At 41.0% G+C, this 20,996-nt stretch carries 10 protein-coding genes; 1 reads left to right on the top strand and 9 read right to left on the bottom strand.

What is annotated here, in order from left to right:
* Positions 1-81: 81 nt before the first annotated feature.
* The 6 genes from LC608_RS29910 to LC608_RS29885 all read right to left on the bottom strand — a co-directional run bounded on the left by LC608_RS29910 (position 82) and on the right by LC608_RS29885 (position 9,715).
* Positions 82-1,674, bottom strand: coding sequence for an FAD-binding protein (locus LC608_RS29910; RefSeq protein ID WP_229557040.1), 1,593 nt, complete (start codon positions 1,672-1,674; stop codon positions 82-84).
* A gap of 226 nt (positions 1,675-1,900) precedes the next feature.
* Positions 1,901-2,536 (bottom strand): L-2-amino-thiazoline-4-carboxylic acid hydrolase, encoded by a 636-nt coding sequence (locus LC608_RS29905; RefSeq protein WP_229557039.1) that lies wholly within the window; start codon positions 2,534-2,536, stop codon positions 1,901-1,903.
* Positions 2,537-2,887: 351 nt separating this feature from the next.
* The gene (gene hemF, locus LC608_RS29900; RefSeq protein WP_229557038.1) at positions 2,888-3,886 is read right to left on the bottom strand and encodes an oxygen-dependent coproporphyrinogen oxidase; all 999 of its coding nucleotides are present in this window, start codon (positions 3,884-3,886) and stop codon (positions 2,888-2,890) included.
* A gap of 1,001 nt (positions 3,887-4,887) precedes the next feature.
* Positions 4,888-5,817, bottom strand: coding sequence for a LysM peptidoglycan-binding domain-containing protein (locus LC608_RS29895; protein WP_229557037.1), 930 nt, complete (start codon positions 5,815-5,817; stop codon positions 4,888-4,890).
* Positions 5,818-6,225: 408 nt separating this feature from the next.
* The gene (locus tag LC608_RS29890) at positions 6,226-7,581 is read right to left on the bottom strand and encodes an AAA-like domain-containing protein (protein WP_229557036.1); all 1,356 of its coding nucleotides are present in this window, start codon (positions 7,579-7,581) and stop codon (positions 6,226-6,228) included.
* A 517-nt stretch (positions 7,582-8,098) separates the two neighbouring features.
* Complete coding sequence (locus LC608_RS29885; protein WP_229557035.1) at positions 8,099-9,715, bottom strand: glycoside hydrolase family 18 protein; 1,617 nt, start codon at positions 9,713-9,715, stop codon at positions 8,099-8,101.
* 780 nt (positions 9,716-10,495) lie between these two features.
* Between LC608_RS29885 and LC608_RS29880 the strand changes: the two genes are divergently transcribed.
* A complete protein-coding gene (locus LC608_RS29880) occupies positions 10,496-13,204 on the top strand; it encodes a CHASE2 domain-containing protein (RefSeq protein WP_229557034.1) in 2,709 nt (902 codons plus the stop codon).
* On the opposite strand, the gene LC608_RS29875 is transcribed toward LC608_RS29880, so the two are convergent.
* The 3 genes from LC608_RS29875 to LC608_RS29865 form a co-directional block, all read right to left on the bottom strand.
* A complete protein-coding gene (locus tag LC608_RS29875; RefSeq protein WP_229557033.1) occupies positions 13,182-13,943 on the bottom strand; it encodes a DUF928 domain-containing protein in 762 nt (253 codons plus the stop codon). The genes LC608_RS29880 and LC608_RS29875 overlap by 23 nt on opposite strands.
* Positions 13,944-14,032: 89 nt before the next feature.
* Positions 14,033-16,978, bottom strand: coding sequence for a CHAT domain-containing protein (locus tag LC608_RS29870; protein WP_229557032.1), 2,946 nt, complete (start codon positions 16,976-16,978; stop codon positions 14,033-14,035).
* Positions 16,979-17,034: 56 nt separating this feature from the next.
* Positions 17,035-20,985, bottom strand: coding sequence for a filamentous hemagglutinin N-terminal domain-containing protein (locus tag LC608_RS29865; protein ID WP_229557031.1), 3,951 nt, complete (start codon positions 20,983-20,985; stop codon positions 17,035-17,037).
* Positions 20,986-20,996: the final 11 nt, after the last annotated feature.

Below are 20,996 nucleotides of genomic sequence, written 5' to 3'. Positions count from 1 at the left end.
TGAGTTAGAGGTAAACACGAGTTTCAAAAAGCAAAAGTTTGTTGTAGATTGCACTCACGAATTTGCATACCAATCAATGGATTAAAGCGGATACGCCTGACCGGATAAGGGTACACCCAACAGCAAGAAAAATAGAATTGCTAAGGCTGCTAGAGCGATCGCTCTAGGAGAAAGGGTTAATCGAGAATCAGACGGTGCGACCACAGGAACATCTTCGCTGAGAGGAACTGGCAGTAAAGATTCAGAGACAACCGCTTGATTAAACGGAGTGTGTAACTGCTCTATCTCTGCATAGGTTATGTCTTCATATTTGATAAACCCTGGATTCAAGATTCCCTGAGGGTCGTATTTCTGCTTCAATTCATTAACTTGCAACCAATAATCACCAAACTGAAGTCGCCACTGCGCTAAATCCAATTCAGCCCAACTTGCTACATACCGCTTACCACCCATTTGGTACGCTAGATTAGTAAACAGATTCAACTGCTCTAAAATAGGCTGAATTTGAGCTTTGGGAACGGTGGGATACATCCCAAACCCGATAACCAACTCTTCTTCTGGTAAGGCGAACATAGGCATATTGGTATTGTGAGAAACCAACCCAAAGGAACCGATGGGAGTAGTCCTGAAGTCAATAAACCCGGGAACCTGTTCAAGAACCGTTTCAATATATTCTTTTGCGGTCGATCCCGGCAAAAGCACATCAATCCAAGGATTTGCCGTTCCAGGAAGATGAGGAATCTGGATCACAGGTTGCACAAACTCCTCAAAAGTCAAATTTTCGGTGTAAACATGACGGTAGAAGTGGAGACTTGAGAGCAATTTTTCCTCATTGATGCCGTTGAGTGAATCAACCTCTAAGGTAATCTGCATCCTGTAGAACCACTCAATGAGCGGTCGTAGTCCTTTTTCTCCAGATTTGGCCACGCCCATAATGCAAGGAGAAAATAACGCCAGCAACCCATCCACCCGATCCTCTGCTATTAGCAATTGCTCATCCTGTAGAAAGGTATCTAAGTCGTCGTAGCAGAGGAAATAGGTACGGGTGAAAGGACGGTAGGGCCTAAGCCGATGCTGGACTTTTGTAATAATACCGAATTGTCCGTAGCCGCAGAGTGCATGATAAAACAGCTCACTGTTTTGCTCCGGCGTACACCAGACCAACTCTCCTGTTCCAGTAACCACTTCTAGCCCCAAGCAATTATCGGCTTGGGAGCCATGACGAAACGAACTCTGCCCTAGTCCTCCCGCCGAATGGGTTCCCCCTATAGTGACATCAAAGTAATTGGTGAGAACAGGAGGAATCAGACGGTGCAAAATTGATGCATTCACAATTTGTCGCCAAGTTGCACCAGCATCTGCCTTAAAACACAATTGGTCTGCATCAAGCTCATGAACTTGGTTCAGCCTCCTCATATCTAAGAGAATGCCTCCCTGGTTTAGAGATTGACCACTGAGCGAATGTCCTGCCGCCCGCGAAGAAACCGTTATCCCCTGCTTGGCAGCATATTGTATTGATTTCGCCACATCAGTTGCATTCTGAGGACGAACTACAACTTGGGGTTGTTTTTGAATAATGCCACCGAAATCTTGAGAAACTGCGATTAAATCTTCTTCTATGCCGCTAACTTCACCTTCGATGATGTGTTGTAGGTCTGAGATAACACTGTTCATGATTTACCTTGACAATGCAAAAACTCACAAAGAGAGAGACTAGACACTGATAATGCGCGTATGATTTAAACGTTTTGACTCACTACCTCTCAGGCGGACAGAAGCGTGCGATGGGCATAAAGCCAGCTTGAGACTGTGAGGGCAGCAGATTAAGTGCATCAAAATAATTTTGGACTACTACTAAATTTGCAATAGCTATAAACCGCGAATTGTTCAAAACTACCACTTAATTAGAAAGGCGAATCTTGAGCATCTTAATACCGATTTGAACAAGAACGGGAACTACTCGAAATAGATTTATGACTTTGGAAAAGATGCTCGATATATTTTTCGTGGATTGTGTCACCTGTTGTTCTGGTCTTTCATACTTAAAGACACAAACGCAGTCACCTTCAGCTTGTTTACTGAGAATTGAAGCTTTCAAACCAGGAAAAGCCCTTCTGGCTGCCTCTTGTTCCATCTCACAGAGCAGATAGCAAGGCGTTTCAAAACCATACTCTTTAGCAAGAGATAAAGCTGGGCAAACTCTTTGAATTTCAAGTGTAGCGTCTGTTCCATTCTGAGAAATATCTACTATTTCCGTAACGAAGCCCATCATTTTCAAGAGGGGAATTGGTTTCTTGAAGCCTTCGGCTAGAGTAGCGTTATCGATAAAAGCACCCATTAATGCCTTCTGCTGTTCAGGATACTTTTCCATCATTTTTTCAAAAGCGGCTTCATCTCCCATTTCCTTCGCCAGCTTTTTATACCTTACAAATCTATTCCGGAACAAGCTCATAGCTTTTGATTCATCTATGTTGAGGATGTCTTCCATCCGTAGATCGCCTGCACCTATCTTATCTACATCTATCTTAGTTTCCATCTTCACTTCCCTTTTATTCTACAATTATCACAAACAAAAACTAGTTTTATGAATGAACATTAACAGTGGAAAATAGGCAATAAATGATCAAGACAATCAAACAATATCTGAGGATATCACGACAAATTAATACAAGCTCAACTTCGAACTCATTTATTACCAAATAATAAAACTTTATTGCCCGCAAAATAACATTATTTCCTCCTTTAGCTGGGGATTTTTTGTGGATTTTTGATTGAGGTTTGATCCAACTATTAACTTTTGATCGCTCCATGTTCAGCAGTTGTGTTATTTTCATGTCACTCAACACCTACCTTTACTGTGTTGGCTGTCTTGATCTATTCCGAAATCCTATACCCAGTCTCGTGGAGTTCTCAAAACTTCTCTCAAGATTGCTTCTTGGCTACCAAAAGTGGGTCGATCGTCATATGTCCAAGAAGCAGCCGGAGGCATACAGTTGAAAACACTTTGATGGTTTACCATGCCACTGGCTATACCAAAGCGAGCACCGCGATCAGAAGTTAGAATGAACTCTACATAACGTCCCCGAACAATTCGCTGCCAGTACTTGTTCTCTTCTGTAAAGTTCATATCCTTGCGCCTCTCTACAATCGGTAGGTAGGCCAGAGCAAATGCCTCAGTACAGTCTGTGACAAACGCCAGAAGTTCTTCTACAGGGCGATTGTTTAGATGATCGAAGAAAATTCCACCAACTCCTCGACTTTCACCACGATGAGATACATGAAAGTATTCATCACACCACTTTTTAAAGCGTGGGTAATAGGAAGCATCGTGTTTATCACAAACATCCTTGTGTATTTTATGAAAGTGAACTGCATCTTCTTCAAACAGGTATGCAGGGGTTAGATCCGCACCACCACCAAACCACCAATAATTTGGCTGTTTGCTATGACCCAGTTGAAAATAACGGTAGTTAACATGGGTGATTGGAACCATTGGGTTATGGGGATGGATAACAAAGCTAGTACCGGTAGCAAAATAGGGAGTACCTTTATCGCCATAAGTTTTATCCGCTTCACTTGTTGCCAAAGCTCCTGACTTTTCAAAAGTCATTCCGGGAGGCAGTTCACCTTTGATCGCTACATAGTTGACTCCGATCTTTTCAAAAACATTGCCGTTGTCTAAAGCTCGGTCAATATAGATTGAGTCTCCACTACTCTCACCACCCACCCAAGTGCCGTTATTACGTGTCCATGGTTGTTCAACAAATTTACCCTTGCTATCAAGTTGTTCAATCATTTGACAAGTGTTATCAAACATTTGTCTGAACACTTTTATTCCGGGCATTTCCATCTGTTGTGTTATTGATCGTTCTAAAATTTTAGACATAAAACTCTCATTGCATTATTGCTAATTGTTTAATTGCGCTTCCTAAGTAAGTTGATTAAAATCTAAAATCAACTTTTTATCTTTACACTAACTATAATTATCAAAATCCAACTAGAATACAAGAGGAAAAAATCAGGCAAATATTTTGTATAAAATTAGGTATACAATTACTCAAAGAACAAAAAATCAGGATTGATAGGTGAGAAATTAAAAAAAATAGGAATAAATCAGGTTCAGCAGGGTAAACGCACAATATTTTTAAATCCTTGCTGGATAACTGGAGTTTAGACTAAGCCATGCAAAATGACCCAGCAGGGCTGAGTGAATCAGAGACTTAGCATAAAGTATGAATAATCTTAAACCCCACAACCATGTTGAAAAAATATTAGTGCAAATTAAAGGCGCAACAGCTTAGTTCTTTACGTGGTTGTGCTACTGTTTTTTAACAATGGGATAGCGGTTTTTACGAAAACGCTTTTTTCCTGGTTCCCAAGCAGGTGACTTTCCGCGAGGTTTGGCTGCTCTTGTTGGAGTACCAATGACCGCAAAAACTCCACCCAACGCTTATCGCAACTCTTCTAGGGGTTAATTGCTCAAGAGACTTCTGCCTTGGCGCTAGCCTCTCCCAATGTGAGAAGGTAGAGGATTGTCAGTCACGATATGACGGGCTAACCACAATTCCCAAGTCATCAGAGGCATGAGGTCGAAAAAGAAACTGAAAACTCGTTGTGACTCAGATCCTCTATTTTGAAGTATAAATATTGGTTATTAAGTATAAATATATTTTAATTACTGAGAAAATAATTTAGCGATCGCTTGTTTTTGACCAAACCTCACAAAATCGCATTGCTCCCCTTTCTTAGACACTTGTCCAGAAATCACTGCCGAAATTCTGGCACTTGTGAGATTTTCAGCCAGTCTCTTAAATCAGTTTCGGGACTTCTCAGTAAGCCTTAGCTTTCTCAGGGCGAACTGACGTTATTTTAGTAGTAGTGTTTTCCTTAGTCAAACGGAGTTTGGAATCCGCCAAATTCTCTTAAATAATCGAGAATAGAAGTGCCATTTTCGTCTTGAGAAACCTGGTTATACAACAGCAGTTGGACAACCCCTCCTTCGCCACGCAGATGAGCAGCTGCAAGAATTCCAGATATAGTGATGACTACTCCTCCTCGTTGTTGTCCAATAAATTGCCTTAGGGAGAGTCCATTCTGTTGAAGTTGACTGTTGATCCGCTCCAAGTTCAATGCGAAAGCTTCTTGAATAGCCTTTTCTTGCACATTATTCTGATTATTTAATAAATCTTGCTTGCTATTAACACCATTTTTCCCTGTCCACGTACCCTGCCACTCATTTCTACTAGCACCATTGCCATAATAAAAATTAGCTTGATAGTATCCAAGGTCAATTAATAAAGCTTCACCAAATTGATACTTGCCAATAAAACCCAACTGGTTTTCAATATTATAAGATGGATTTTGTTGTCCTGTTTCTCTTTGCCCTAGGGCTAGTAGCATGTCCTGGAAACTACCCCTGCTAGCAACAAGACTGGACTGAGATTGATTGGCTCCAGGTATAATAAGTACCATTCCAGCCGTTATTTGAGTAGAATCAGTTCCAATTACAGCCCGATTAGCCTCATAAATTCTTCTCCACGAAGCTTCGCTACCATCACCATAAAATTTCTCAGCAATACTCGATAAAAAATCACCAGGTTGTACTGTATATTGAGTTCCATTTATCTGTTGCGCTTGGGCTGTTGTTTCGCTTTTCTTCAAAACAGTATCGCTAAATTCAGGTAATACCAATAATACAGTAAAAGAGGAGCAAAGCACCAGTCCAATAGCAGGAACTTTATTGATTGTGCGGGTAAATATTTTGGTTTTGAGGAATGAAGTTATCGGATATTGTAGGAAATAGGACTTAATATTCATAAGACAACTCTTGATATCTACACTAACTATAATTATTAGAATTCAACTAGAATACAAGGGGGAAAAGTCAGGCAAATATTCTATATAAAATTAGGTTTACAATTAATCAAAGAGTAAAAAATCAGGATTGATAGGTAAGAAATTTCAAAAAATAGGAATAAATCAGGTTTAGTAGGGTAAACGCACAAGATATTAAATGGCACTAATACCGTTTCTTTGTGAAGCTGCATATATTTACCCCCCGGCTACGCCGTCCCCCCTTACCAAGGGGGGACTACAGGGGGGTCTTATTATGTGCATCTTCATGCAGAATTTGTATAAGAAAAGCTCTAAGCTATACTAGGTAAGCATTTCAATTTTGATAGTTTTCGGAGATGTCTAATTTATGTTTACGTGACGGATGGCTACTTACAACACTCTGCGGAAATACTCACGGTACAAATTGCATCTAGGCATTACCTGATTGTCCTGTTGGTGTACTAATCCCATACTGTGCAACTTATAAATCTGCATTGAATCTAATTCCACTGGCTCAAGTGAATTGACCACCTTTTTTAAGGCTTCTTTTAAACCTTGAGCCTCTTCTGAGTGCAGCATCTCTAAGTACCACCGCAGATGATTGCTGTAAATTCCCGCTTCTGTAGAAGCATCTTGTAATAGCTGCTTTAGCGTTGCCTTTGTAGTGTAAACTTCGTACATTGCTAACCGCAGCAGATAAGGATGTCCTCCCACTATATTCATTAATTCCTTTACCTGAGTATCATTCCAATTCAGTCGATGAAGGTGAGCCAAATCTATCACCTGCTTGTGGTCAAATTCCAACAACGCCACTGCTAACCCTGCATTAAAGGGAGATTGGTTCATGTCTAAGGGGATATAAACTTCGGTAGAATGTGCCATCACTAGCCTTAGTTGTTTCCATTGCTCAGAAATTTTCCCTTTCTCATGCCAGCTTCGCAGCATCCCGAAAAAGTCTTCAATCACTTGGTTATAGGGAAAAATCCGATCAACTTCATCTAACCCTAATACCAAAGGACACTTTATTTGTGGCAATAAATACTCCTCAAAGTACACTGTACAGTTATCATTGCTACCTAAAATTTCTGTTTCCCAATAATCTTTTAATCGATTTTCTAACTTTAACTTCCGACCCACCATAAAACACAACCAAAGCACGAACTTGTCCAAATTCGTTAAAATTGCCCGATCTACACTACTTAAATCCAAATATACTGTTTGATAATTCTGGGATTCAGCATGAGCCAGAATCCTGGTAAGCAATGAAGTTTTGCCCATCATCTTCGGTGCTTTAATCCGAATTAGGGAAGCGGGTTTGACAACTGTTTCGTAACAAACAGACTCTATAGCATTTCGCTTCACATAAAAAGGAGAATCCAGAGGAACTGAACCGTCTGGAAAGGGTACCTCTGCTAACGAGGCTTTTGGCTGCTTGACATTGCTATCAATATGTGAATATAGTTCTTTTTCCCCGGCTCTCTCCAAACCTCCTTTAAAGTTACTCTTTGTTACCTCTTCCCCTAACCCCTCTGAAAGCTTTCGCCACAGATGAGGACCCACATCTCCTCTGAGGTAATTTACAGAAAGATGGTACTGCTCTGCCATCTTTTCATAAGTCAGACCCTCCCACGAGCCTCGAAGCACGTCTATTTCAATATCTTTAAGGTGTTCTCCAAGATTGTTGAAGACAAATTGCTCGGCAACCTGTTTAGCTTTTTCCCAGGTAAAGGCTGATTTTGAGTTCATGGATGCTTAAGAAATACCTGTTTTTATTTTCTATCTATAGTTTTGATCTCTTAGTATATAGATGAATGGCACTAAGAAAAGCCCAAAGGGTTGTGTTGCTTTATTTCCAGCCTTAAGACTGGGAATATATTCCGAGAAACTCTGCTTTACCAAAATCGTACAAGTCAATTACCAATGAAGCGCAAAGCTTTCTCTACGAGAGGCTTGTCTGCGACAGGCTACGCGTAGCTTGCTTCTCCGTAGGAGTACGCCAACGGCATAGCTTTGCTTAACGCGCTAGCGTCTCTAAGAGTTGCGGAATGTTCACCCTTGGCGTTTCCGCAGGGTAGCAATGGCGACATCTGGACTTTGCCATTGCTTTGCTTTACTGCGTTTCCTACCCTTTGGAAACACTTGGGGCGAACACAATGAGAAATTATATTTTTCCACATTTTGGATGCTCCCTATAAAATTTTATCTTTACAAATCCTAATATTTACTATATGCAGCTTCTGCGGATTATACATCATAATAAGTTCTACAACAAATTAGCAGCAACATTAACTAATGAATCAGAATGATTGATTGGCAAGTCACCTAAGAGTTGCCAGAAAAATATTCCACCTAGACCTTGTTGTTCAACATAATTAACTTTTTCGAGGACTGATTGTTTATCTTCGTAGGTACTAAATTCTTGTTTTTGAGAATTATAAATATATGGAACTTTGGCGCTATCATCCAAGTAGTATTGATATCCATTTCTACCCACCTGATCGTGAATATCTCTATACAAAAGTGGATCATTTACTGGGGTAGCACTTTGAAACAATCCGTCATTGTCAGAACCAGGTTTCACTCCCGCCCACCTGGGGCTGTAGAGAGGAACTCCTAAAACAATATCTTTAGCTTCAACACCAGCACTCAAATACTTTTTAACTGACCAGTCGGCGTTGAGTTTATCACTATTATATGATTGATCGCTGCTACTTTTATACAAAGCAGCTTGGTGATTAGTTGTATTTTCCCAAATACCGTGATAGTCATAGGTCATTACGTTGATAAAGTCAACATATTCAGAAGTAGTTTTCAAAACAGTTGAGTTTAAATCGTAAGGAGCATCAGCATAATCTGATGGAGACAATTGATAGGGAGAAGCAGAAAGGGCAGTAGTCAGCAGATATTTCTTTCCATCTGTAGTAGATGCGTTATTAAGTTGTTGACGTATTTCACCCAGTAATTGAGTGTAATTACTATTCTCCTCTTTCTTAGGAAATTCCCAATTAATATCAATGCCATCGAAACCATTACTTTTCATAAAATTGATGGCAGACTGGGCGAAGAATATCCTAGATTGTGCTGTAGAAGCTGCTGAAGAAAAATCATTTTCTCCTGCACCACCGATAGAAACAAGGATTTTAAGCTTGGAATTTTGAGCTTTGAGACATTTTAATAGATTGATGTCACCATCTTGACCATCTTGACTCAGTTTAACGTTACCTTGTGTATCGACATCTGCAAAGGCATAGAATAAATGTGTCAGCTTATTAACCGGAATAGTTTCAGGATTAGTAGTATTACTAATACCCCAGGAAGGTAAGTAACCAGCTACAACATACTGATTATGCATTGGAGGTGGTGTTATCTGATTATTAAGTAAAGCTACATAAGTTTCATTTTGAGCAAAACTAAGAATATCAGCTTTTCCATCACCATTCACATCACCAAGCTGGCGTAGCTTTTGGTCAAAGGTATTACAATAATCTTTACTAACTGTAAAATTATCATTTTTTGCTACAAAAATTTCATCAAAAGTTCCATTACTTTTACCAAAAGACACAAACACATTATCATATCCAAAATCAACAATATCTACACGACTATTACCATTCACCTTAGCAAATTGACGTGGATAGCGATCAAAGCTAGCCCATGCTCCTTTATTGAAAGTAAAATCATCATTTTTTGCTACAAAAGCTTCACCAAAACTTCTATTGTTTGGCTTAAAAGAGACAAACATATTATCAGATATAAAACCAACAATATCAGTTTGGCTATTGTCGTTGCCCTCAGCAACTAAATGTGGATATTTGCCAAAATTAATCCATGCTTGTAAAAGACTAAAATTTTTGGTAGCTAACTTTTTTGTTCTGTACATGGTAATAAAAATAGTCCATTTAAAAACTTATGCTCTGCCTAAAGGGTGCGAGAAGCTTTGCATAGATGGAGAAAACTAGGATTAGAGGGACTTTGGGAAAGACAGGGGCGAGAAGGAAAACCAAAGTGGGCAGAAGTTGACATGGTTTTCGTTTTTTTAGAGAAAGAACCACGTACATATAACAGCGTTCAAATAGCCCAAAAATTAGAACAAGAACGCTAGTTAGACCTTGCCTGTCTATACCGTGATTGATGGAGTTCAAGCTAGAGCAGATAAGGAAAAATACAATATAGAAAGTATAATATTTAACTTTAATTATTTACTTAATTCTTTGTTATATACTTATAAATTTTTCCCACGGCTTACTTATATACACTAATAAATGTGTACTTAACTCTCTTCTGAAAAACGGTTTTCATAAGACATAAGCTCATATAATGCAATGTTTTTATTTATACTAAAGATAAGTAAAAAATTCCAGTTTGAAAAGACATTTTAGACTCCTTTAATTAGTAGTATTTAATGGCATTTGTAAGTTTCTTTAATTCATACCATTATGTTTATGCCATATCATGAATAATACAATAGGAAAAAATCAGGATGTTTATTAAGTAATAAAGAATACTAAAAAGTCGAAAATAGGTAAAAGTCAGGAAAAGTCAGTTAATGAATGAAAATAGTATTTTTTTTTATATAAATGCTAGATAATAGATTATTTGTATGCCTGTATATGAAATTAAAACTAAAAATATATATTGGAAAATATAAAGGACAGCCTTGATGACAGCAGCGAAGCCAAACTTTGAATATCAAATTGGAGGAAGCCTTGAGAGTAGCGCTCCTAGCTATGTGAAACGACTTGCTGATACAGAATTTTATGAGCGCTTAAAGTGGGGTCAGTTTTGTTATGTGCTGAACTCGCGGCAGATGGGCAAGTCTAGCTTGCGAGTGCAGATGATGCAAAGGCTACAAGCAGAAGGAATTATTTGTGCGTTTATTGACTTGACAGGAATGGGAACACAGGATGTAACTCCAGAAAAGTGGTATGCAGGGATTGTCCAATCTTTGGTGAGTAGTTGCCAACTGCACTCAAAGATTCAATGGCGGAGTTGGTGGCGTGAGCGGCGAGATTTGCTTTCACCGGTGCAGTGTTTGAGCCAATTTATTGAAGAAGTACTGTTAGTAGAGGTCAAGCAAAATATAGTTATTTTTATCGATGAAATTGATCGCGTTTTAAGTCAGAATTTTTCATTGGATGATTTTTTTGCTTTAATTAGGTTCTTCTTTCAACAACGAGAAGTTAATTATGAATATAAGCGTTTGACTTTTGCACTATTAGGGGTTGCAAATCCTAACGAACTGATTAAAGATAAGACGCAGACACCATTCAATATTGGCAAGGCGATAGAACTGCAAGGATTTCAGCCTGATGAAGTGCAACCATTAATGGATGGTTTGAACCAGAGAGTAAGTAACCCCGAAGCAGTTCTCATGCAGATATTAGAATGGACAGGTGGGCAACCGTTTCTGACGCAAAAGCTGTGTCATTTTATAGTTTTGGAGTCAACTGCTCAAAGATTTTCATCGGTTGAGCAAGTAGTAAGGTCGCACATTGTTGAGAATTGGGAATCTCAAGATGAACCTGAGCATTTAAGGACGATTCGCGATCGCATTTTGTACAGAAATGAAAAACGTACAGGTAGATTATTAGAGTTATACCAGCAAATTTTACGTCTTGGAGAAATTTCTGCTGATGGTACTCCTGAACAAATCGAATTACGATTGTCAGGGTTAGTAGTTGAGCAGCAAGGTAAGCTCAAGGTATATAATCGCATTTACAAAGCTGTCTTTAACCAAAATTGGGTTAATCGTAAATTAGCAGAGTTGCGACCTTATGCAGAAGCGATCGCAGCCTGGTCAGCATCAGCTTGCCAAGATGAATCCTATCTATTGCGAGGACAAGCTTTACAGGGTACCTTAACTTGGGCATTAGGTAAAAGCCTTGGCGATTTAGATTATCAATTTTTAGCCGCCAGTCAGGAATTAGCCAAACGCCAAGCCCAAATGTCACTACAAGCACTAGCACAAGCTAATAAACTTTTGGCAGAAGCTAGACAAAAAGCCAAGCCGGAAGTTTTGCAACGGCGAATTGGCTTATTTTGGATACCACGGATTGCTATATGTGTGACTGCACCTATTCTGCTGCTGCGCTTTGGTGGACTGTTGCAGGGTGGCGAATGGAATATGCTTGACCAGTTTTTTCGCTGGCGGCTGTTGCAAGAATCACCAGAGAAACGGATAGCGATTGTCACTATTGATGAAGAAGATATAAAAAAGGTGGGAAAGTGGCCTATCCCCGATCAAGTTTTAGCTAAGGCAATTGCCAATATTAAAGCCCAACAACCTAGAGCAATTGGTTTAGATATTTATCGAGATTTACCTGTAGAATCTGGGCATCAGGACTTGGTTAACATCTTAAAATCAACTCCTAACTTATATGGAATTGAAAAAGTTGTAAATCCCATTATTGCGCCTCCTCCCAGCCTTAACGCAGAAAGAGTGGGCTTTGCCGATCAGGTTGTGGATGCAGATGGCAAGGTGCGTCGGGCATTATTATCAGTAAACCTCTCCCAAAATAAAACACGCTACAGTTTGGCAGTGAAACTGGCACAGCACTATTTAAATAAAGAAGGGATAACCACAAAATGGGTTGACAATGACCCCAGGTGGGGTAAAGCAGTCTTTGAAAGATTTGTGGGCAATGATGGAGGCTATGTCCATGCGGATTCTGGAGGTTATCAGATTTTGTTAAACTTTAGAGGGAATCAGGAAAATTTTGCTACTTTCCCTTTAAGGGATATCTTGGAAAAGCCCATTAAACCTAATAGTTTACGCGATCGCTTAGTTTTGATTGGCACTACTGCTGCAAGCATTAAAGATGTATTTTATACGCCCTATAACAGTGGTTTATTTAGTTCTTCGCAGCCGATGACTGGGGTGAGTATTCATGCCAACATTATCAGTCAAATAATTAGTGCTGTTGTTGATGGCAGACCTTTGCTTCGGGTTTGGCAAGAACCCATAGAATGCTTGTGGATTTTAGTTTGGGCGGGATTAGGAGGATTAATAAGCCGACAATTGAGGTCTCCAATAGCGATCATTGCCAGTCTAATCCTTGCTGGTGCTGGGCTTTTGGGGATTGGCTTTTTAGCCTTTTGCTTGGGCTGGTGGTTACCCATCATTCCCTCGCTGCTAGTGCTTTTGGGGTCAGCAGTCGCCTTAGAGTTGGTTACTCACAAACAACTTGAAAGACTCCAATTCCATCATACTTTGGCACTACTTTTAGAAATGTGCCAAGACCATCCCCTTGCTGGAGCAATTGCCATTGAATACCTCAAGCAGTCAGAAAGCCAGGAGAATCAGGCTTTTATCGAGCAGCAGTTACGAGAAAAACAGTTAACCACTTCTACAATCGAAGCGGTTGAGTAGCGATCGCTTCTAGCCCTACTGACTTAAGAAAGTCTGTCCAGATATTTGCTATGTCTTGATTATTAGGCTGAGTGTTTCTGATTTGAGCTAGGGTAATGACGGCATCGTACCAAATTCCTTGTTCACTGTAAGCATCTGCCTGCTCCAAAGTTGTCCTGTGCTGACTATGGAGTTGAGGTAAAACCACACGGCGTACCCAAGAGGTAATTACTGGATCGTTAGGGCTAGGTTTTTCTTTGCATATTAACATTAAACCCCACTGATAATTTTTGCCTACTTTCAGAGGGGGTGAGTTATCTGTTGACTTGATGCTAATAATACCAGGTTCACCTTTAATTGGAATCAAGGTTTGGGAATAAAGCTGATTGTCTTCTGTCATCAAGCTTAAGACTAGTTGCTTGGCAGATGTTTGCGGCAGATACACTAAAAATGTCGGATGTTCTGCTGTAGTCAACCCATAGTTGCTGTCAGGGGGAACAAGGGACATTATAGGGATCTGGTTAGATGGAGTGGTGGTTGATGTTGCATCTTGAGGACATTGCCAATTACTACGAGACCCACCCGATGACGTAGATTTTGGCTTATCCTCCTTTGGTGGTGCTTCAAATATTATCCTTTGGGGTTTTAAGCGATTAGTCGGCGTTGGAGTATTTGCAGTTGATTGGGCAATTGTTGGTTGCGTCCCTATAAGAAACAACCCCATCGTCATTAGACCAATCAATTGTTGACTATTTAACATGGGTTATCTTTTGGTAAAGTCTAAGCTCTAATTAAAGTCATACTCATTATGAATGCTCAATTCCGAAAAAATAGTATACTACTTGCTGGCTACAACCAATTACCGACTAAAACAAAGGGTGCCCAGTAGTAAGGACGACGATAATTTGGCGATCGCAACAGGGACAACTGAGCTTGACGAAGTGCTTCAGCTTTAGTTACCCCAGGTTGTTTCAATTCTGAATAGAACTTGTTCATCAGCTCAACTGTAGATTCATCTTCTACTGACCAAAGCGTTGCTAATGTACTACGTGCCCCTGAACGCACCGCCACCCCTGCTAGTCCCAGAACCGCTCGATTATCACCTGCGGCGGTTTGGCAAGCACTCAAAATTAATAATTCTAAAGGACTTCGACCAGGGCGATCGCGTGCTTGTAATAATTGGTCTAATTCTTTAACATTAATCCGACCGTCCCAAGTCAACAAAAAGGTATTCTCAGCCTGGGAAGAAAACTGGCCGTGGGTTGCTAAGTGAACAATGGGGAAAGGTACATTGTTGATTTGAACTTTCAAGCGACTGCGGGTAAATTCTTGGTTTAAAAGAACTTCTGTGGGAACTATTTTTGTAATCTCCTGAACTTCCTCTTCCACTCCCGGCAGTTTGGAAAACCCTTGCCTAGCCTCAGCCAAACCTCCTACTAAAGTTTGCAATTTGTTTGGGGAAAGCGAAGCTGAATACAATAGCTGCAACCCTGGACTCAAAGCAAGGTTATATTTTTCAATCAGATACTTTTGCTTCTGACTATCATAAAGTGCCGACATGGGTACTGCACGCAAAACTCCATCTAGTACAAACACCAAAGTTTTAATGTCATCCTTTTGCAGTTCTGGCTCAATTGGTCGGATTAACCAGTCATAAAAAATTTGTTGTGGACGAAGTGAATCTGAGTAGCTGTAACGGGTGAAGCCAGCAAGCAGATCATTGTATACACGCTCGATCTCCCCGATTTCTCCTGGCTGAGAATTAGGCTTCAGAGGCGTTGCATAGTATTTTAAGTCCTTTTGAGGTCTAGACAAGATGACAGCAAGGCGATCAGGCAAAATAATCGAATAGATGACCGCAGCATTTGGATCTACCTGGTCAATTGGTTGGGGTTGACTGGTTATACAAGCTTCTCGAAAGAAGTTAGTTAGTTCTGCTAGTTGAAGTGCTTCTATAACATCACGAGCTTGCTTGAGATTTTCCTGATCAATCTCCGTTTGCTTTATCTGTTGAGAAGCTTGGGGTTGCAAGAGCAAATTGACCAATTCTCGATAGACTGGTTCTACACTATCGCGAAAAGTAAATTGAATTTCTGGGTTAATACCAACTAAGTCTTTACGCAAAGACTGAAGAGTTTCGTAGGCTAAGGTGTAGGCTTGAAGTGCGCTTTTTTGGTTTTGTTGAGTTTGGTAAATCCGTCCTAACTGCCACTGCCAAAGATAGGTAATACTAGAATCATTAAAAGCAGATTTCTGCTGTAAAGCTTGTTCAGTTAATTGTCGTGCCTCTGTCAATTTCCCCATTTGCTGGTAAACTCCTCCAAGATAACCACGCACATCGGCTTCGGCTTGCTTGTCTTGCAATTGTTGAGTTTGGTTGAGGGCGGTTTGTAAAATTTGCCCAATTTCCGACCATGAGGGAATTTTTGAGGATTCAAGAGTTTTAACACCAATGCCCGTAGGTGTATTTTTTACAAAGCTACATAGTTGCAGAATCGGGGATGATAAAGCATTTGATGAGTTTTCACTCAGTCCTGATTGCAGACACATCAAACTTTGAGCAAATTTGATGTGAGCATAGACAGTGGGATGAGTAATAGGTAAGTCATTGAGATGAGACGTGATTTCAGATAGCAAGGTTGGTACTTCAGACCATTGTTGAGTTTGTACCAAAAGGCTGAATCGATTCAATTGAGCTTGTCTTTTGATATCTGATGAGGTAGATGATTCAGCTTGGCGATAGCAAGTAGCAGCCTGTTGATAAAATCCAGCTGCATTGGTTATACTGGCTGCTTGAATGCATATAGACTGTGTAAGGGCTGGCTGTTGTTCGCTTGGTTTTTCCAACTGTATTTTTCTATTACCCAAAGACCGGGCTGTATTGCCTAAACTCAGGTAAATAGCAGCCAGATTTTGCGAATCTCCTGATTGTTGAGCTAATTGCCCAGCTGCGGACAAGACCATTTGCGATTGTTCGAGTTGACTAACAACTCGTAAAACATTGCCGAGACTACGCAAAGCCAGGATATCTAAAGAAGACGAATTTCCCTTGTTGACAAATCGCTTTTTTAATGTTGAAAGTTCTTCTTTTGTGATCTGGCAGTTTTGATGATCGAACTCTAAAGTTTTTAGTAAGGTTCTACAAGCCATTGGGTAAAGACCCAAGTCTTGCATAGCTTGAGTTTGGTTAATCTGGTTTCTAATTGCACCATTTTGATTGCCGAGATTTCGATAAATTTCAGCCGCTTGTTTCCAAGTTGCTAAGGCTGCTTCTGATTCTCCTACTGCTAATTGCAACTGTCCTTGGATATCCAATGTGGAACTGAGGATTTTTGATCGCTCTGGTGTTTTTGGCTGTGTTTGGAGGATATTTAAGCTGGTAGCGATCGCTTTTTTGGCTTGCTCCCACCTACCGAGTTGTTGAGCTGTTAGGGCAAGATTGCTCAACGCCATTGCCTGATTGAGTTTATCCTCTCGCGCCGCAAAAGCCGCAGCAACTTGTTCCCAAACGGTTAGGGCTGACTCAAATTGTCTGTTTTGGTAAAGTGATTTGGCTTCTTGTACCAACTGTAAAGGCTCTTGTTGAGTTTGTCCGATCGCAGTTGATGCCCAAACTTGGGTAGTAACCAGCACTCCTCCCACAGACAAGAAAAATAACAGAACTACTAAAATTAGCGATCCTACTTGGCTACTATAGAGTCTAGATTTGTAATGGATAATTTTCGAGAAAAATCTTGCTTTGAGCGTAGGCGTAGCCCGTCGTAGACATCGCCCTCTCCGCTTTTTTTTATTCATATTTTATCCTGTCAAGTAATTCACAAAAATAATTGTTTTCACCTTTTTTCTGGGCCTTATCGTGCAGGACAACTGCTTAAATTTTTAGGTAGACGATGGGTTCCAGTGACGTTGGGATTGTAAGCGGTGAGAACTACTTCACCTTTATTGTTGAATACCCATCCTTGAACTGGCACAATCGGGCTGGGGATTTGGGATTTTGAATTATGCCCAGAGGAGGTTTTCTGTGGTGGTTTGACATTACTGACGGTTGAGACTGGTTCCACTAAAGCAACCTGAGTAGCTTCTTGGCTCAAGTCTTCGTTGGGACTAGGAGGCAGTCCACCCCGTCCTGTGATCGTGAATTCACTCGCAACACCTTTACTACAAGGATTTTGGGCGATTTGGTCATTGGGATCAACAACATTTGCAGGTAATTCCACTAAATTCTGCCTGGAATCAATCCTTTGATTGATGCTCACTACTCCCTGATTGCCACCAGACTCTGAACTAGCGGTGATGTCATTGAAGAAATCCCTGGGCTTGTCCCGAAATTCAATCCCAAAGATACTAGTAGCTGTGATATCAACACGGCCACCGTCACCATAAGTTGCATTGGCGGTTATATCACTACCCTTTGGTTGTGAGGGTGGTGCAACTAAAAATTGGGTGTTAATGACAATGTTGCCGCCAGTACCAATTGCCCCTGGTTGGCTTTCAATGCCTGCATTGGTAGTAATTTTGCTGTCGTCTTCCATCAGTAATAAATCTGCTACCTCTAGGCTGATATTGCCGCCTCTTTCTTTAGCGGTTTCGGCTGAGATCGTTCCCTGATCCAAAGTTAGAGAATTGGTTTGCATAAATATATCGCCTCCTGTGCCGCTTCCTTTGCTATTCACAGAAAGTTGGGCACCATTTTGAATCAGGACATTTTTGGGGGAGCCAATCACGAAGATATTACCGCCATCACTGGTAGAAGTGTTTTCAGTCTCAGCTAAGACTGCGGTTCCAAAGTCAGTTAGACTAACACGATTTTGTGCATTCAGTGTGATATCGCCTGCTTTTGAACTAGCTGAAGTGTTAGTGCGGATTTGTCCGTCTCTGGAGAGATCAATGGTGTTAACCGTAATTTCAATGTTACCAGCATTGCCCTGTCCAGCAGTGTTAGCACTGATAAAAGCCTCATTACTTACCTGTAAACGAGGAGCGTTGATAGTAATCCCTTGGGAGACTCCGGTTGCACTAGTCCCAACTTCACTGGTAATAGCGGAACTCAAGAAGCTATCGCTCGTACCGTCAACAACTAGACTATCAGTAGCCGTGACTCGAATTGCACCAGAATTGCCCTTGCCTAAAGTACTGGTATCTAGTTGAGCACCATTGGTCACTCTCACTATAGGAGCGCTGATTTCGATTCCAGAAGAATTGCCCGTAGCAATATCTGTGACTTGACTAGTTGCAGCACTGCCGTTACCCTGGTTCGATTCGCCATCAAAGATTACCTTATCAGTGGCAGTAATGCTGATTGCGCCTGCATCGCCTGAACCTTCAGTGCTGGCATCCAGAAAGGCACCATTCGTCACCTCTAAAATTGGAGTTTTAATCTCGATATCGCCTGATTTTCCAACTGCTCCCTCTAAAACTTGACTCAGTAAGGCAGTGCGATCGCCTTTGCTCGATTCGCCATCAAAGATTACCTTATCAGTGGCAGTAATGTTGATCGTACCTGCATCACCTGAACTTTTGGTGCTGGCGCTGAGTTGAGCACCATTGGTAATTGTTAAACTATCTGCATTGATTTCAATTCCGCTAGAGTCGCCTACAGCATCCTTTTCCACTTGACTAAAGGCATAGCTGAAATTTCCGGTGTCACTTTCTCCATCAAATAGCACCTGTTCTTTGGCATTAATCAGGATCTTACCTGCATCTCCAGTTCCGGAAGTACTAGCACTAAGTTGAGCACCATTGGTAATTGTTAAACTACCTGCATCAATTTCAATTCCACCAGAGTTGCCTTCAGCGCCCTGTTCTACTTGGCTAAAGGCATAACTGAGATTGTTAGGGTTACTTCCTCCATCAAATAGCACTTGTTCTTCAGCATTAATAAGGATCTTACCTGCATCTCCCTTGCCGAAAGTACTAGCACTGAGTTGAGCACCATTAATCAGTGTAACGCTACCTGCGTTGATTTCAATTCCACCAGATTTGCCTTCAACACCCTCTTCCACCAAGCTAAATACGTAACCGGGATTTCCGGTATCACTTTTTCCATCAAATAGCACCTGTTCTTTGGCATTAATCAGGATCTTACCTGCATCTCCCTTACCGGAAGTGCTAGCACTAAGTTGAGCACTATTGGTAACTGTTAGATTACCTGCGTTGATTTCAATTCCACCAGAGTTGCCTTCAGCACCCTGTTCTACTTGGCTAAAGGCATAACTGAGATTGTTGGGGTTACTTCCTCCATCAAATAGCACTTGTTCTTCAGCATTAATAAGGATCTTACCTGCATCTCCCTTGCCGGAAGTACTAGCACTGAGTTGAGCACCATTAATCAGTGTAACGCTACCTGCGTTGATTTCAATTCCACCAGATTTGCCTTCAACACCCTCTTCCACCAAGCTAAATACGTAACCGGGATTTCCGGTATCACTTTTTCCATCAAATAGCACCTGTTCTTTGGCATTAATCAGGATCTTACCTGCATCTCCCTTACCGGAAGTGCTAGCACTAAGTTGAGCACCATTGGTAACTGTTAGATTACCTGCGTTGATTTCAATTCCACCAGATTTGCCTTCAGCGCCCTGTTCTACTTGGCTAAAGGCATAACTGAGATTGTTGGGGTTACTTCCTCCATCAAATAGCACTTGTTCTTCAGCATTAATAAGGATCTTACCTGCATCTCCCTTGCCGGAAGTACTAGCACTGAGTTGAGCACCATCACTTACCTCAAGAGAACGAGCTTTAATATTGATGTCACCAGAGTTGCCTTGCGCTCCAGGCTCCACTTTATTCAACGCTCCACTCATGGGCCCACTAAAAACTACCTGATCAGTGGCATTAATTTCAATATTTCCCGCCTGAGTTCCAGGTGAACCGAAACGTGGGTCTATTCCAGCTAATAACCGACCTCCTCCCACAATATTTACATTACGACCGTTAATAGCGATACTACCGCCATCCTTACCAGCAACATTCACCACTGCTTCATTAGAGAGGGATACATCAGCTCGTTCAACACCATTGGGAAAACTTAAAGAACCTACTCTTGGGATTCCTTGGGCGTCTTGGACATTTAAACCGACTATTCCCGTACCAGTTAATCCTCCTAACTCAATCCGACCCTCAGGTACTCCCATGCTCCCACCATCAAGGATGACATTTCCACCAACTAGTCCCAAAGTGTTCCCCGACGGTAAGTAAAGAACAGCAGATGATTGATTGACAATGCTCGCTGAATTCTCTCTCAAGCGCAATCCTACAGGAATATTCACTGTTAGCAGTGGCGGTGCTTGTGGGTTTGTGGCGCTAAACTCCAACCCATTATCAAACACTAGGCTATCTGCGGTAGAAGCTACAAATGATCCTCCCATATTTAAAAGGGCATTGGCACCAAAGACAATTCCATTAGGATTAATGAAGAACAGATTGGCTTGGCCCAAAACCCCCAGAGTTCCGAGAATATTCGAGGGATTACCTCCTGTCACCCTAGTCAAAATATTCGTAATTTCTCCTGGATTTGTAAAATAGGCTTTTCCTCCTTCACCAACGTTAAATTCTTTGAAACTGTGGAATAGGTTGCTTCCTTGAATTGCTCCCCCATTAATCTGCTCAATATCACTGCCTTCAAGTTTGCCTTTTACTACAACTGAACTTTTATCGCCTAAAGTCGCATCAGGTGTAATTTGAGTTGTAATTTGTGCTTTTGCTGGACAGGGAGCAATACAAGAGAACAAAGCCAACATAAGATTCACCCCTATAGATAGAGGTAAAGTAGAAGACAGGAGCGATCGCTTGGAGTGTTGCATAACTTTTGATT

This window comes from Nostoc sp. XA010 (genome assembly GCF_020829625.1).
GTDB lineage: Bacteria > Cyanobacteriota > Cyanobacteriia > Cyanobacteriales > Nostocaceae > Nostoc.
Note: the sequence above shows the minus strand (reverse complement) of the source record. Positions and strands in the feature narration are given on the sequence as shown.